The 13,723-nt window shown below is 62.6% G+C and carries 15 protein-coding genes and 1 pseudogene; 14 read left to right on the top strand and 2 right to left on the bottom strand.

All coding sequences use genetic code 11. The features are described from left to right. Positions 1 to 18: 18 nt before the first annotated feature. Positions 19 to 366 carry a carboxymuconolactone decarboxylase family protein gene (locus GO608_RS00810; RefSeq protein WP_169119692.1) on the bottom strand — a complete coding sequence of 116 codons (348 nt, stop codon included), beginning with the start codon at positions 364 to 366 and terminating at the stop codon, positions 19 to 21. A 487-nt stretch (positions 367 to 853) separates the two neighbouring features. Here GO608_RS00810 and GO608_RS00805 point away from each other — a divergent pair, with 487 nt between their 5' ends. The 13 genes and pseudogenes from GO608_RS00805 to GO608_RS00745 all read left to right on the top strand — a co-directional run. Then, positions 854 to 1,309: a hypothetical protein gene (locus GO608_RS00805; RefSeq protein WP_211159544.1), complete on the top strand. Its 456-nt coding sequence runs from the start codon at positions 854 to 856 to the stop codon at positions 1,307 to 1,309. Positions 1,310 to 1,444: 135 nt separating this feature from the next. Then, complete coding sequence (locus GO608_RS00800) at positions 1,445 to 1,915, top strand: plastocyanin/azurin family copper-binding protein (RefSeq protein ID WP_169199937.1); 471 nt, start codon at positions 1,445 to 1,447, stop codon at positions 1,913 to 1,915. A 78-nt stretch (positions 1,916 to 1,993) separates the two neighbouring features. Then, complete coding sequence (locus tag GO608_RS00795; protein ID WP_169199938.1) at positions 1,994 to 2,398, top strand: DUF488 domain-containing protein; 405 nt, start codon at positions 1,994 to 1,996, stop codon at positions 2,396 to 2,398. Next, the gene (locus GO608_RS00790) at positions 2,370 to 3,080 is read left to right on the top strand and encodes an FAD-dependent oxidoreductase (protein WP_169199939.1); all 711 of its coding nucleotides are present in this window, start codon (positions 2,370 to 2,372) and stop codon (positions 3,078 to 3,080) included. The genes GO608_RS00795 and GO608_RS00790 overlap by 29 nt, the downstream gene beginning before the upstream one ends. 226 nt (positions 3,081 to 3,306) lie before the next feature. Then, positions 3,307 to 3,930 (top strand): DUF1674 domain-containing protein, encoded by a 624-nt coding sequence (locus tag GO608_RS00785; protein ID WP_211159546.1) that lies wholly within the window; start codon positions 3,307 to 3,309, stop codon positions 3,928 to 3,930. Between the two features lie 146 nt (positions 3,931 to 4,076). After that, entirely contained in the window at positions 4,077 to 4,499 is a 423-nt protein-coding gene (gene sdhC, locus GO608_RS00780) for a succinate dehydrogenase, cytochrome b556 subunit (protein ID WP_169199940.1), read from the top strand. Then, entirely contained in the window at positions 4,496 to 4,909 is a 414-nt protein-coding gene (gene sdhD / locus GO608_RS00775; protein WP_169199941.1) for a succinate dehydrogenase, hydrophobic membrane anchor protein, read from the top strand. The genes sdhC and sdhD overlap by 4 nt, the downstream gene beginning before the upstream one ends. 23 nt (positions 4,910 to 4,932) lie before the next feature. Then, positions 4,933 to 6,729, top strand: a complete 1,797-nt coding sequence (gene sdhA, locus GO608_RS00770) for a succinate dehydrogenase flavoprotein subunit (protein WP_169199942.1) — start codon at positions 4,933 to 4,935, stop codon at positions 6,727 to 6,729. Between the two features lie 23 nt (positions 6,730 to 6,752). Further along, the gene (locus tag GO608_RS00765) at positions 6,753 to 7,532 is read left to right on the top strand and encodes a succinate dehydrogenase iron-sulfur subunit (RefSeq protein WP_169199943.1); all 780 of its coding nucleotides are present in this window, start codon (positions 6,753 to 6,755) and stop codon (positions 7,530 to 7,532) included. Positions 7,533 to 7,585: 53 nt separating this feature from the next. Further along, positions 7,586 to 10,402, top strand: a complete 2,817-nt coding sequence (acnA, locus tag GO608_RS00760) for an aconitate hydratase (protein WP_169199944.1) — start codon at positions 7,586 to 7,588, stop codon at positions 10,400 to 10,402. A 187-nt stretch (positions 10,403 to 10,589) separates the two neighbouring features. Continuing rightward, complete coding sequence (locus GO608_RS00755) at positions 10,590 to 10,931, top strand: CBS domain-containing protein (protein ID WP_211159547.1); 342 nt, start codon at positions 10,590 to 10,592, stop codon at positions 10,929 to 10,931. Further along, positions 10,844 to 11,032 carry a CBS domain-containing protein gene (locus GO608_RS00750; protein ID WP_211159548.1) on the top strand — a complete coding sequence of 63 codons (189 nt, stop codon included), beginning with the start codon at positions 10,844 to 10,846 and terminating at the stop codon, positions 11,030 to 11,032. The genes GO608_RS00755 and GO608_RS00750 overlap by 88 nt, the downstream gene beginning before the upstream one ends. A gap of 98 nt (positions 11,033 to 11,130) precedes the next feature. Then, positions 11,131 to 11,739: pseudogene (locus GO608_RS00745) on the top strand (transposase); the annotation flags it as partial. Between the two features lie 176 nt (positions 11,740 to 11,915). Here the strand turns inward: GO608_RS00745 and GO608_RS00740 are convergent. Then, complete coding sequence (locus GO608_RS00740) at positions 11,916 to 12,839, bottom strand: CheR family methyltransferase (RefSeq protein WP_247002716.1); 924 nt, start codon at positions 12,837 to 12,839, stop codon at positions 11,916 to 11,918. Positions 12,840 to 13,099: 260 nt separating this feature from the next. Here GO608_RS00740 and GO608_RS00735 point away from each other — a divergent pair, with 260 nt between their 5' ends. Beyond that, positions 13,100 to 13,651, top strand: coding sequence for a phasin family protein (locus GO608_RS00735; RefSeq protein ID WP_169199945.1), 552 nt, complete (start codon positions 13,100 to 13,102; stop codon positions 13,649 to 13,651). Positions 13,652 to 13,723: the final 72 nt, after the last annotated feature.

The raw sequence follows: 13,723 nt of genomic DNA, 5'->3' as shown, positions 1-13,723 counted from the left end.
TTGCGCGATAGACATCGTTCACGCACTTGCCTTGGCTTCCCCTTTATGCATGGCGTCGATGGCGATAACCGAGTGTGCGTACGCTGCCCCGGCACGCATCTCGGCGGCAACCCATATCGCTTCCATGAGTTCCTGCTCGGTCGCGCCTTTTTGCGTCGCAAGCTCTGTGTGACCGCGGATGCAATAGGGGCACTGCGTGACATGCGCGACCGCCACCGCGATGAGCTGCTTGGTCTTCTCCGGCAAGGCGCCATCGGCAAAGACACGCTTCCCGAATTCGCGAAACGCGCTGTGAATTTCCGGCGCGAGTTCCCTTCGCTTTTGCGCCAGCTCTTTCGTGGTATTCGGATACATCTGCTGTTCCATTTTGGACGCTCCTTTCGAGGAACTACGCTCCCCGTCCTGAGTTGCGATCGTCACGGCGGCAGCTCGATACGCAGCTTCTTCGGTGCCGCTGGCGGTATTCGGCATTCTGCACACCGCGGATCAGCGGGCATGGCGCCGAATGACTTCGGCGTTGCCTCCCTCAAGCCGACGTCACGTCATTACTTGCGCAACTGCGATTGAACGAACTGTGTCTGGGTTCGACCCGAACGACCATCAGGATTGCTTGATGATTTGTGTAGGGAGATTAGGATCATCCGATAGGCGCGTTGCAGCGATCCGTCCGGCATCAAGAAGTCTGCACGCGACGCGTCAAGATCCGCCTACATTCGCGCCTTCAAGGCCGCGCTAGTGTCGAAGCATCGTCGACACGCACAAATCGAAGCCGCGGCTCGCCAAAACGGGGGCTCCGCGCCTCGACGGCGTTTCGATCCTCATTGAACATCTTTTTTACTCGAGGAGATTCGACATGACGAGAAACGGCAGCTCCCTTTTTGTTCGGTGCCGCGGCACGGTTGCCGGTCTCGCGCTGATGCTGCCCCTGGCAATGGTTGCGCCGCCAGCCGCCGCCGCGGACATCACGACGTCGCCGCCGGCGAGCTTCAAGAAAGTCAGTTCGCTGGTCAAGCTGCCGGACTTCGTGCCGGGATTGGGAACGCTATACGTCGATCCGGCGACGTTGCCGGTCGGACCGTTTCTCGGCTACAGCCGCGAGGGCAAACTGATCAACATCACGTACATGGTTCCGCTCAAGGACATCGAGGCTCACAAGAACTTCGAGACGTTGGGCGAGGCGGCCGCAGGCATCAAGCTCAATCACACCGACATTCAGTACAACCCGGGGCATCCCGGCGTGGAAGAGCCGCACTATCACGTCGTTCAATGGCTGATCAGCCCCGCCGACGCCAAGGCGCAGACGAAGTAAACGCCGGCCGTGCAAAGATGCTTGGACAGGAAGTCCGTGTGGGTGAAGGCGGCCGTTGGACGCGCGGCTCTCCTTGCCCTGTGTTTTGCGAGTGCGGCAACGCTCGGCGACGCGACGCCCGCAATCGCCGCAACGGTGGAAATCAAGCTCGTGCAGACGCCGGCTGGCGAAACGTATTTCGATCCGGCCGGCGTTCACATCGCCCCCGGCGACACGGTGCGGTGGGTGCAGCTCAGCGGGTTTCATTCGATCGCCGCCTACCATCCGAGCAACGACAATCATGAGCTGCGGATCCCCGTGTCGGCCAAGCCGTGGGATTCCGGAGTTCTGCTCGCAGATGACCCCCAGCGTGCCGCGGCGTTCGAGCACGTATTCACCGTGCAGGGCGTCTACGACTATTTTTGCAAGCCGCATGAAATGGCCGGCATGGTCGGACGCATCGTGGTCGGCGATCCCGGCGACGGCCCGGGAACGAAGCCTTTTGCCTATGCACCGGGCGAGGGCTGGAAGCCGGTTCCGGAAGTCGCGCGCGCCGCGTTTCCCACGATCAGTGAAATCCTGGAGAAAGGGACGGGGCGCGGGGCGCGGGGCGCCGCGTTGAAATGACGTACCGATTGACAATAAAGCAGACCGAGCGGAGCGATCGGATGATCGACGCTCCGGGCGGTAGCCGGAGGTCCGTCCATGATCGAGCTTCAGCGAGTCTACGAGCATCACGACGCCCACGGAACCCGGTTCCTCGTCGAGCGGCTTTGGCCACGCGGGATCAGGAAGGAATCCCTGCAATTCAGCGACTGGCTCAAGGATGCCGCACCGAGCGATTCGCTGCGCCGCTGGTTCCGGCACGACGTGACCAAGTGGCCGGAGTTCCAGCGCCGCTACAGGATCGAGCTCGACGCCCATCCCGAGGCGTGGGCTCCGATCGTCGAGGCTGCGCGCGTAGGCGATGTCGTTCTTCTGTACAGCTCGCACGACACGGAGCACAACAACACGGTGGTATTGCGCGACTATCTCCACGAGAAGCTCGGCCACGGCGTGCAAGTGAAGGAGGATTTGCAGCATGCAGACCAACGTCAAACTGATCCGTAAAGAGACGATTGCGGACGGCACCATGGCATTTCATTTCGCCAAGCCGGAAGGATTCGAGTTCCGCGCCGGACAATTTGCCGACTACACGCTCATCGACCCGCCGGAGACGGACGGTGAAGGCAATACGCGCGGGTTTTCACTGGTGCAGGCGCCTTACGAGCCTGATCTGGTCGCAGCGACACGCATGCGCGATACCGCCTTCAAGCGAGTACTGAAGAATCTGCCGATCGGCACCGAGGTCAAGCTCGATGGGCCGTACGGTGACTTCACGCTGCACAAGACCGAATCTACCCCGGCGGTTTTCATCATCGGCGGCATCGGCGTCACCCCGGTGCGCAGCATCGTCGCGCAAGCTACTCATGACAAGACCGCACACCGGATCACCTTGCTGCACGCCAGCCGCACCCCGGCCGATCTGCCGTTCAAGAGTGACTTCGAGCAACTGGCCAGGGAGAATCCGAACTTCCGTTACGTCATGACCGTCGACTCGGGGCCCGACGGATGGCCGGGCGAGCACGGGCGCATCGATGCCGGGATGGTAAAAAAACACGTGCCGGATCTGCGCGGGGCCATCTACTACCTGTCCGGTCCGCAAGGCATGGTCAAGGCCGTGCGCGCCCTGCTGGTGGACCTCGAGGTCAATGAGGACAATATCCGCACCGAAGAGTTTACCGGTTACTGACTGCGCTCGAGGTGTTGTGAGCTCGCGCATATTCTGAAATGACTGCGCGTGTCGCGTGCCGAGCAGCCGATCGGTGGTGCCGGTTATGCGTGTGCTGCAACTGGCGCCCAGGAACGGTGCGAATGAAATACCCGGAGGGTATCGAAATGAATGGCCTGAACGTTGTAACGAGCAAGTTCCCGGTAAAAGAGGCCATCAACGCGCTATGTTCAGGAACGGGCCGGTGATGAGGCAGCAAATCGCATTTGTCGAAAAACGTGACGGGAGTTCCGCCGCCCACCAGTACGCCTTGCAGACACTGCGCGCGTATCGGAGCGCTGCGCAATTCCGGAACGACGCCAATCAGCGCCATTTTGCGCACGATCGCATCTATCGTCGATTCTTTGTCGTCGCTATTTGCGAGATCCGCGACTATTTGCAGACCGATCACGGACCGTCTGCGATTCCGACGGAGCGATGGCGGGCGTCATTACAAAATCAGCTGATCGGCGGATATTGCGGAAGCGCCTGCGTGACCTCGGCCGCTGACGTGATGACCGCGGATGTCATCTTGTTGCCGGCCAACCGGCTACCTGCCCGACGTCTTGTCGGTGATGGAGAAACGCGGATTCGTGCATATCCCCGTCATCGCCGAGGACTCGAGACCATTGGGGGTGATCAACGTGCGCTGCGATCCGACATGGTGCCCGAACAACCTACCGATCGATCCGCACCTGCTCCGGCGCCGGCGCCGGAACCCACGAACCCGTCCGGCTCCGGGCGCCGCGAGCGAGCCACGCCCGAGGGCGACGACCTCGATCCGACGCGTTACGGCGATTGGGAGAAGAACGGACGGTGCATTGATTTCTGAGCGGTCTTCGGTGCGGCCGTCGCGGCGCGCGGTTGCAGTCTGCGCGACCCGTTTGTCGTTCGCGCATCGCCGGCCGCCGATGTGGCCTTTTGCGCTGCGGCTGATATGGGGAACGTGATTCGCGAGCATTGACCAGGAGCCCGTCCATGTCCAATACCCGACCATTGTCGCCCCATCTCGTTATCTACCGCTGGCGCGTCAACATGCTGCAATCGACGCTACATCGGCTGACCGGATTGTTCCTTTGCCTCGGTGCCCTGCTGGTGACGTGGGGGCTGATCGCGGCCGCCGACGGCCGGGTCGCATGGAACGTGTTCGCTGGGTTCTGGAGCAGCGGGATCGGCCTGGTGCTGTTGTTCATCTGGACTTGGTCGCTGTTGTTCCACCTCTGCAACGGCATCCAGCACCTGCTGCGTGACACGGGGCGAAACTTCGGCCTGCCGACGCGGGACCGCACGCACGACCCGGTCTACTGGTCCACGGGATGGTTCGTGATCGCCATCAGCATCGCCTTGACGGTGCTGGTCTGGGTGCTGCTAATCGTGCGGATGCAAGGGGGCGCGGCATGAGCGCTTATCCCGGACAGGAAGGCCTGCGCGATCCGCTCAAGGTAGCGCGCGGCCTGGGGTCGGCGAAGACCGGCGTGCATCACTGGTGGCTGCAGCGGACAACCGCGGTGGCACTGGTGCCACTGTCCATCTGGTTCCTGTTCCTGGTCGGCGACCTGGTCCCTGCCGACTATCCGATGGTGCTGGCCACGATCGGGCAGCCGGTCAACGCGGTGTTCCTGATCGTGTTCGCGGTCTGCCTGATCTGGCACGGTGCACTCGGACTCCAGGTGATCGTCGAGGACTATGTGCACACCCGCTGGCTGGAACTGACATTGCAGATCGCTTTGCGCTTTGGCGCACTGCTGGGCGCACTGGCCTGTGTGATGGCCATGCTCGCGATCTGGCTCGCCGGCACCCCCCACTCCTGATCGCATTCGAAAAAGGGACACGCATGCCTGTAGAAAGCTACAAGGTCGAAACGCATCAGTACGACGTGGTGGTTGTCGGCGCCGGGGGCGCGGGCCTGCGCGCAACGATGGGGTTGGCCGCCAAGGGGCTCTCCGCTGCCTGCGTCACAAAGGTGTTTCCGACGCGCTCGCATACCGTAGCGGCACAAGGCGGGGTAGCGGCGGCGCTCGGCAACATGGGCGAGGACGACTGGCGCTACCACTTCTACGACACGGTGAAGGGCGGCGACTGGCTGGGCGACCAGGATGCCGTCGAATACATGTGCCGCGAGGCAATTCCGGCGGTCATCGAACTGGAGCGCTTCGGAGTGCCGTTCTCGCGCACGAAGGGCGGCAAGATCTATCAGCGGCCGTTCGGCGGCATGACCACGCGCTACGGCGAGGGTCTGGCGCAACGCAGCTGCGCGGCGGCCGACCGCACCGGCCACGCGATCCTGCACACCCTGTACACGCAGGCGCTGAAACACGACGCAAAGTTTTTTGTCGAATATTTCGCGACCGACCTCATCAAGGATCCGGCCAGCGGCCGCATCGTCGGCGTAATCGCGATCGATCTGAATGCAGGTGCGCTGCACCTGTTCCGCGGCCATGCGATTGTACTGGCCACCGGCGGTTACGGACGCGCCTACTTCTCGTGCACCTCGGCGCACACGTGTACCGGTGACGGCGGCGGCATGGCGCTGCGCGCCGGGTTGGCGCTGCAGGACATGGAGTTCGTGCAATTTCACCCCACCGGGATCTACGGCTCGGGTTGTCTGATCACCGAGGGTGTGCGCGGCGAAGGTGGTTATCTCACCAATTCCAACGGCGAGCGCTTCATGGAACGTTATGCGCCGCACGTCAAGGATCTGGCCTCGCGCGACGTGGTCAGCCGCGCGATCACCGTAGAGATCCGTGAGGGTCGCGGCGTCGGCGAGCACGCCGACCACGTGTATCTGAACCTCGCCCATCTCGGCCCTCAGGTGCTGCACGAACGCCTTCCGGGTATCTCCGAGACCACGCGCATTTTCGCGGGCGTCGATGTAACAAAGGATCCCATCCCGGTATTACCCACCGTCCACTACAACATGGGCGGCATCCCGACCAACCACCACGGCGAGGTGGTGCAGAAGGTCGGCGATGACCCCGACGTCGTGGTGCCCGGGCTGTTTGCGATCGGCGAGGCTGCATGCGTCTCGGTGCACGGCGCCAACCGGCTGGGGACCAACTCGCTGCTGGACATCGTGGTGTTTGGACGCGCGGCTGCCGAGCGCTGCGCCGAAGTCATCCGGCCCGATACCCCCCATCGCGACTTGCCATCCGATGCGCTGGAGCCAGCGCTGACCCGCCTCGACAAGCTGCGCCGTGCCAACGGTGGTACGCCCACCGCGCAGCTGCGCCTGAAGATGCAAAAGACCATGCAGACCGATGCCGCCGTGTTCCGCACCGCCACGACACTTGAGGAAGGCTGTACCAGGATCGACCAGGTGTACGCCGAGTTCGCCGATATCCGCGTCAGCGACCGCTCGCTGATCTGGAATACGGATCTGGTGGAATCCTTCGAACTGGCCAACCTGCTTGCCCAGGCGGTCGCGACCATGCATTCGGCCGAGCAACGCCTGGAAAGCCGCGGCGCACACGCACGCGAGGACTTTCCCGAACGCGACGACGTCAACTGGATGAAACACACGCTTGTCACGGTCGGCGACAAGGGTGAATGCAGCTTCGATTACCGACCGGTGCGCTCGAACACCATGACCGACGAAGTCGAACCGGTCCCGCCCGCGAAGCGCGTGTACTGATCCCTGCCCCCGGAGTTCGAGTAATGGCCGAATTCACGCTACCGAAGACGTCGAAAGTCCAGAAAGGCAAGCATTTCGCCGCCCAACCAGGCGGCAGGAATCTGCGCACCTTCCGAGTATATCGCTGGGATCCCGACGTCGGTGGCAATCCGTGTCTGGATACCTACGAGGTCGATGTCACGGGTTCGCCGATGGTCCTCGACGTCCTGTTAAAGATCAAGAACGAGATCGACGCCACGCTAACGCTGCGTCGCTCCTGCCGCGAAGGCGTGTGCGGATCGTGCGCGATGAACATCGATGGCGAAAACACACTCGCCTGCACCAAAGGACTGGATGAACTTCCGGACGGCGACGTCGATGTGTATCCACTGCCGCACATGCCGGTGGTCAAGGACCTGGTACCCGACCTGACGCACTTCTATGCCCAGTACGCGTCCATCAAACCTTGGATGCAGACCGAAAGTGCGGCGGGCTCGCGCGAGCGTCTGCAATCGCCTGAGGACCGCACGAAGCTCGACGGCCTGTACGAGTGCATTCTGTGCGCCTGCTGCACCGCAGCTTGCCCGAGCTCGTGGTGGAATCCGGACCGCTTCCTCGGGCCCGCGGTGCTGCTGCAGGCCTACCGCTGGGTCGTCGATTCACGCGACGAAGCCACCGGCGAGCGACTCGATTATCTCGACGATCGGTTCCGCCTGTATCGCTGCCACACCATCATGAACTGCACCAACACCTGCCCGAAGGGCCTGAATCCGGCCAAGGCGATCGCCGGAATCAAGCAGTTGCTCGTCAACCGTACAGTATGAACATCAGGCGGGGGCCGGCATGACCCCGACCCCTGTCAGGAGGAGATCGCGTCATGGCAAGCAAGAACAGCTTCGGAGCCCGTGGAACCTTGCAGGTCGGGGCGAAGGCCTACGAAATCTACCGGCTCGACGCGGTCGCTGGCGTGGGGGCCGACGTCGCAAGCCTTCCGTACGCGCTGAAGATCCTGCTCGAGAACCTGCTGCGCACTGAGAACGACGGCGATGTCACCGCGGACGACATCCGGGCCATGGCCGCGTGGGAGGCGGGCGGGAAGCCCGACCGGGAGATCGCGTTCACCCCCGCCCGCGTGATTCTGCAGGACTTCACGGGCGTGCCCGCCGTCGTCGATCTGGCTGCGATGCGGGAAGCCATGAGCTCGCTCGGCGGCGACCCGGTGTTGATCAATCCGCTTGCACCGGTCGAGCTGGTCATCGACCACTCGGTGATCGTCGATGTATTCGGCAAGCCCGAGGCATTCGAGCGCAACGTCGAGATCGAGTACCAGCGCAACCGGGAGCGGTATCAGTTCCTGCGCTGGGGGCAGGACGCCTTCAATGACTTCAAGGTCGTGCCCCCCGACACCGGCATCGTCCACCAGGTCAACCTGGAGCACCTCGCCCGTGTGGTCTTCACTCGGGAGGAGAACGGGGCCACCGTCGCCTATCCCGACACCTGCGTCGGAACCGACTCTCACACCCCGATGGTCAACGGACTCGGGGTGGTCGCGTGGGGCGTGGGCGGCATTGAGGCGGAGGCCGCGATGCTCGGCCAGCCGGTGTCGATGCTGATTCCGCAGGTGCTCGGCTTCAAGCTGACCGGCAAGCTGCCCGAAGGCTCCACCGCCACCGACCTCGTGCTCACGATTACCGAGATGCTTCGCCGCCACCGCGTGGTCGGCAAGTTCGTCGAGTTCTACGGTCCCGGTGTGAGCGCGGTCCCGCTGGCCAATCGCGCGACGATCGGCAACATGAGCCCTGAGTACGGCTCCACGATCTCGATCTTTCCGATCGACGACGAAACGCTGCGTTATCTCGAACTGACCGGGCGCTCGCCCGAGCAGATCGATCTCGTGCAGGCCTACGCCAGGGCGCAAGGGCTCTGGCACGACCCGCAGGCCGAACCGCGCTACTCGGAATCGCTCGAACTCGATCTCTCCACCGTGATTCCCTCGATCGCCGGCCCCAAGCGTCCGCAGGACCGCGTCCCCCTCTTCGAAGCGAAGGAAGCGTTCCACGGCGCTCTGGCGACATTCATCCACCAGCCGGAGCAGAAGCAGCAGGGATACGATAAGGCGGTTGCCGAGTCGTTCCCGGCTTCGGATCCCCCGGCCTACGAAGACTCGGCGGCGGCCCGCTCGCCTTCCCCGAGTGATCACCTCGCAGAGGCGCCCCCCGACGGCAGTCGCTCGCGCGAACCGGTATCAGTCACGCTGGCCGACGGCGCCGAGTGCGAGATCGATCACGGTTCGGTGGTTATCGCCGCCATCACCTCCTGCACCAACACCTCGAATCCGACAGTGATGCTTGCCGCCGCCCTGCTGGCAAAGAAGGCGATCGAGAAGGGGCTGACCCGCAAGCCGTGGGTGAAAACCAGCCTCGCGCCCGGCTCCAGGGTCGTCACGGACTACTACGAGCGCGCCGGCCTCACTCGCTACCTCGATGCGCTCGGCTTCAACCTCGTCGGCTACGGCTGCACGACCTGCATCGGCAACTCGGGACCGCTGATTCCCGAGGTGAGCGAAGCGGTCAGGCAGCACGATCTGTCCGTCGTATCGGTACTCTCCGGCAACCGCAACTTCGAGGGCCGGATCCACGCCGAAGTCAAGATGAACTACCTGATGTCGCCGCCCCTGGTGGTCGCTTACGCGCTGGCCGGGACCATGGATATCGACTTGTTCGTGGAGCCTCTCGGCAAGGGCCGCGACGGTCAGGACGTGTTCCTGAAGGACGTCTGGCCGTCGGCGAGCGAGGTCCAGGCGGTGGTCGAAACGTCCATCGTCTCGGATATGTTCAAGACCGGCTACGCCGACGTGTTCGCGGGCGACGAGCGCTGGAAGTCCCTGCCCACGCCGCACGGCGATCTTTTCGCCTGGGACCCGGCCTCGACTTACGTGCGCAAGCCGCCGTATTTCGAGAACATGCCGCGCCAGCCCATGCCCGTCGCCGACATCACTGGCGGCCGGGTGCTGGCGCTTCTGGGCGACTCGGTGACCACCGACCACATCAGCCCTGCCGGCTCCATCGCGAAGAATTCCCCGGCCGCGGCCTACCTGCGCTCGCACGGCGTGGCGCAAGACGACTTCAACTCCTACGGTTCGCGCCGGGGCAATCATGAAGTGATGATCCGCGGCACCTTCGCCAACGTGCGGCTGCGCAACCAACTCGCGCCCGGCACCGAGGGCGGCTACACACGCGACTTCACGAAGAGCGATGCGCCGGTCACCACGATCTTCGACGCCTCGCGATCCTACATCGCGGCCGGCATCCCGCTGGTCATCCTCGCCGGCAAGGAGTACGGCTCGGGATCGTCGCGTGACTGGGCCGCCAAGGGCACGTTGCTGCTGGGCGTGCACGCGGTGATCGCCGAGTCCTACGAGCGCATCCATCGCTCGAACCTGCTCGGCATGGGCGTCATGCCGCTGCAGTTCCCCGAAGGCGAGAACGCCGCGTCGCTCGGCCTGAGCGGAGAGGAACACTTCGACATTGTCGGCATCACGGCGCTTGACGAGGGCCGCACCCCGGCAACGGTGAAAGTGAAGGCCGGAGATGTCGAATTCGACGCGATCGTCCGCATCGAAACGCCCAGCGAGGCGGATTACTACCGCCACGGCGGAATCATGCAGTACGTACTGCGCAGCCTGCTGCGGTAGGGCAGGGCCGGGAAGTCTTTCCCGGCCCGGGCTGCCGTGGCTCTTCACCGCGTCGCGCATGCGATCGCGCTCTTCGGGCATGCCTGCAGTCCCTTGCAGCCATTGCCTCCTGCGCAGCGGTCGTGTCTCCCGGCCGAAGATGCAAGCAATTTAATAGGATTTGTCCTGAATAGGAGAAGTGAGGGTCATGAATACGAAGCTGGTCAGCAGCATAGGAGACGTTGCACGTTCGCGCCTGGTAATCGTCGGTGTCGATGCCTTGCTCATGGACATCGCGACGCTGCTCGCGGACACGCAGGTCAGTCTTGTCGTCGTTTGTGGTCCCGATGGGGCAATGGCGGGGGTCATCACGAAAACGAACATAGTCCGGCTGATCGGCGGATGTTGCGGCGACGCTTGCAGGACCCGGGCTGCTGACGTAATGACTCAGGAGGTCACCTCCTGCCACCCGACCGACTGCTTACCCGATGTCTTGTCGATGATGCAGCAACGCACCTCCCGGTCGTCGACGAGAATTACAAGCCGGTAGGAGTCATCAACGCCCGTGACGCACTGCGGGCGTTGATGGCCGAAGAGGAGTACGAAGGGACGCTACTCCGCGATTATGTGATGGGCATCGGCTATCACTAACCCGCAGCGCATCGATCCTTCAGCGCCCCGGGACAGAAGATTCGGGCTAGCGCAGCAGGCTCGTGTTCAGGTAATTCCTGTTCATCTGTCAAATGCTGCAGTTTCGCCGCTGGACCGATGCGGGCTGTTTCGAGGCGATGGTGAGCGAGATGCGTTCGATCATCCGAGTCGGCGTCGGACACAAGGGCCAGCCCAGTGCTGTGATCCTCGAGGGACGAACGCTGCAAAGCAGCTGCGAAAGCGGGCCGCGGGCCGGCTACAACAGCTACAAGCTGCGTCGGGGCAGCAAAGTCCATGTGGTCGTCGATACGCTGGGGCAACTCGTTGGGCTGACCGTCATGCAGGCCAGTGAGTACGAGCGCGTAGGTCAAAAGGACCTGTGCAAGGCGGTGCAGCAAGTCACGAGCGAAACGATGAAAATTGCGTGGACCGATCAGGGCTACACGGGTGACAAAACCCGGAAAGCGGCCAAGGCGGCAGGCATCGATCATCAAATCGTCAAACTTTCCGAGGCGAAGAAGGAATTTTTCTTGCTGCCCCGGCGCTGGGTGGTCGAGCGCAGTTTCGGGAGGTTGTCCCGATTCAGACGGCTGAGTCGGGATTTCGAGCGGATGCCGCACGTGTTGTCCGGATTGCATTTCGTCGTCTTCTGCATCCTCATACTGCCCAAGGTCCCGTTCTGGATGGCACTCAAAGCAAATTCATAACACGCTCTAGCTAGAACGCCGGCCAGCCCGCATTTCTCACCGCTTACGAGAGCGTGTTTTCCAGCGTGATTTGATCGGGCGGGAACGGTGTGGCTGAGGCAGAGGGTCGGGAGGGTCCATTTTTGATGCCACAAGAAAGGTTTCGAGCCGGCATCCCACAAAGAGCGCACTCAGGGTCAAGTTTTATGTCGGAAGCGTCGCGACAGCGCGGAAAAGTCGAACTGCAGCGTCACCGCGATCGCCTTCTTGACGTAGATCTTGTGCTTCGTGTCGAGCGTCCGGTACATGTCGGCGCACTTGTCGACGGTCTCGGCGCTGCCCAGGAGCAGGAAACCGGTCGGCTTGAGCGCGTAGTGGAACAGCGTCAGCACTTTCTTCTGCAGCACCGGACCGAGATAGATCAGGAGGTTGCGGCAGCTGATCAGGTCGAGGCGCGAGAACGGCGGGTCCTCGACGACGTTCTGTTTCGCGAACAGGCACATGGCGCGGATCTGCTTGCTGATCCGGTAGCCCTGCTCGTCGTGCGTGAAGTGGCGCGCGAGCCGCGCCGGCGACACGTCGGTGGCGATGCTGTCGGGGAACACGCCGGCACGCGCGGTGTTGATCGCATGGGTGTCGATGTCGGTCGCGAAGATCTGGATCGGCAGGTGGAGGTCGGCTTCCTGCATGCATTCGAGCAGCGCGATCGCGATCGAATACGGCTCCTCGCCGGTCGAGCAGCCCGGCACCCATATGCGCACCGGGTTGCCGCCGCTGGCGCAGCGCTCGATAATCCCCGGCAGGATGTCGCGCGCCAGCGCGTCGAACACAGCCGCGCCGCGAAAGAACGCGGTGACGTTGATCAGGATCTCGGTGTAGAGCGTGTCGATCTCGGCCGGCCGCTCTTGCAGCAGCCTGACGTAGTCGCCAAGTCGGTTGAGCCGGTGCACGAGCATGCGGTCTTGGATGGGGCGGTGGATCGTCGTGTGCTTGTACTGCGCGAAGTCGACGCCGGTGCGCACGTGCAGCAGGATGAAGAGCTTGTCGAGGTGCTGCGCGTCGTCGGCGGAGAAGGCAATCAGCTCACTCCTGAACTCGCCGTCCTCGCTATACCCTTGCATGGCTACTCCTGGTGGACGCGAGGCCTCCGTGCTCGGCGCTCGCCTAGATCTACATCGGTGCGAGGAAAAACGTGTTGCCGGTAAATCTTGCCATAACCTATGCCGCGAACACCTTATTTTATTTACAGGTTAAACAGTATTTACATCGCGCTGAACGGCGGTATAGTCCAATCCGCAATGCATTTCTGTATCCTCATGGTCTTATCCATTCGATACTTTTGTCATTGCATACTTCCACCATACTGCCCAGGAAATTGCCCATGAATGCTATCGCCACCCCCGAGCAGTTCGCTGCCGCCAGCCAAACCACCATTGAAGTGCTGACGACACTGGCCAACGCCGCTTTTACCCAAGTCGAGCGCCTGACTGCCCTGAACCTGAATACTGCCCGCTCGGCGGTGGAAGAAAGCGTTATCACCGCCCGGACGATGCTGGCCGTCAAGAATCCGCAGGACCTGGTCGGCCTGCAGACGACGACTCAACCCATGCTCGACAAAGCGGTCGCCTACGGTCGCAGCGTGTATGAAATCGCTGTCGACGCTCAGCAGGAATTCGCCAAGCTGTGCGAAGCGCAAGTCAATCAACGGAACAAGACCTTCACCGAGATGTTGGACAAGGCTGCCAAGTCCGCGCCCGCCGGTTCAGAAGCCATGTTTGCCGGGCTCAAATTGACCCTCGACGCTGCCCACAGCATGTACGAACACGTTAATAAGGCGACCAAGCAAGTCACCGAGATCGCTGAATCGAACTTTGCGGCCGTGACCGAAGCCGCCCTAAAGGCCACGAAAACCGCCGCCGGAGCGTCTGCGTAATCGGGGGCGGGCGGACGGACCGAGCTGAACCGGCTCGGTCAGGACACCGCCGATCGCATTGGGTTTCTACTG

This window comes from Aromatoleum buckelii (genome assembly GCF_012910785.2).
Classification (GTDB): Bacteria; Pseudomonadota; Gammaproteobacteria; order Burkholderiales; family Rhodocyclaceae; genus Aromatoleum; species Aromatoleum buckelii.
This window is presented reverse-complemented; position numbering and strand designations above follow the sequence as displayed.

Excerpts from the sequence above, each read along its gene's own strand:
- GO608_RS00810 (WP_169119692.1), bottom strand. The coding sequence starts at position 366 with ATGGAACAGCAGATGTATCCGAATACCACGAAAGAGCTGGCGCAAAAG.
- GO608_RS00805 (WP_211159544.1), top strand. The coding sequence starts at position 854 with ATGACGAGAAACGGCAGCTCCCTTTTTGTTCGGTGCCGCGGCACGGTT.
- GO608_RS00795 (WP_169199938.1), top strand. The coding sequence starts at position 1,994 with ATGATCGAGCTTCAGCGAGTCTACGAGCATCACGACGCCCACGGAACC.
- GO608_RS00790 (WP_169199939.1), top strand. The coding sequence starts at position 2,370 with ATGCAGACCAACGTCAAACTGATCCGTAAAGAGACGATTGCGGACGGC.
- GO608_RS00785 (WP_211159546.1), top strand. The coding sequence starts at position 3,307 with ATGAGGCAGCAAATCGCATTTGTCGAAAAACGTGACGGGAGTTCCGCC.
- sdhC (WP_169199940.1), top strand. The coding sequence starts at position 4,077 with ATGTCCAATACCCGACCATTGTCGCCCCATCTCGTTATCTACCGCTGG.
- sdhD (WP_169199941.1), top strand. The coding sequence starts at position 4,496 with ATGAGCGCTTATCCCGGACAGGAAGGCCTGCGCGATCCGCTCAAGGTA.
- sdhA (WP_169199942.1), top strand. The coding sequence starts at position 4,933 with ATGCCTGTAGAAAGCTACAAGGTCGAAACGCATCAGTACGACGTGGTG.
- GO608_RS00765 (WP_169199943.1), top strand. The coding sequence starts at position 6,753 with ATGGCCGAATTCACGCTACCGAAGACGTCGAAAGTCCAGAAAGGCAAG.
- acnA (WP_169199944.1), top strand. The coding sequence starts at position 7,586 with ATGGCAAGCAAGAACAGCTTCGGAGCCCGTGGAACCTTGCAGGTCGGG.
- GO608_RS00755 (WP_211159547.1), top strand. The coding sequence starts at position 10,590 with ATGAATACGAAGCTGGTCAGCAGCATAGGAGACGTTGCACGTTCGCGC.
- GO608_RS00740 (WP_247002716.1), bottom strand. The coding sequence starts at position 12,839 with ATGCAAGGGTATAGCGAGGACGGCGAGTTCAGGAGTGAGCTGATTGCC.
- GO608_RS00735 (WP_169199945.1), top strand. The coding sequence starts at position 13,100 with ATGAATGCTATCGCCACCCCCGAGCAGTTCGCTGCCGCCAGCCAAACC.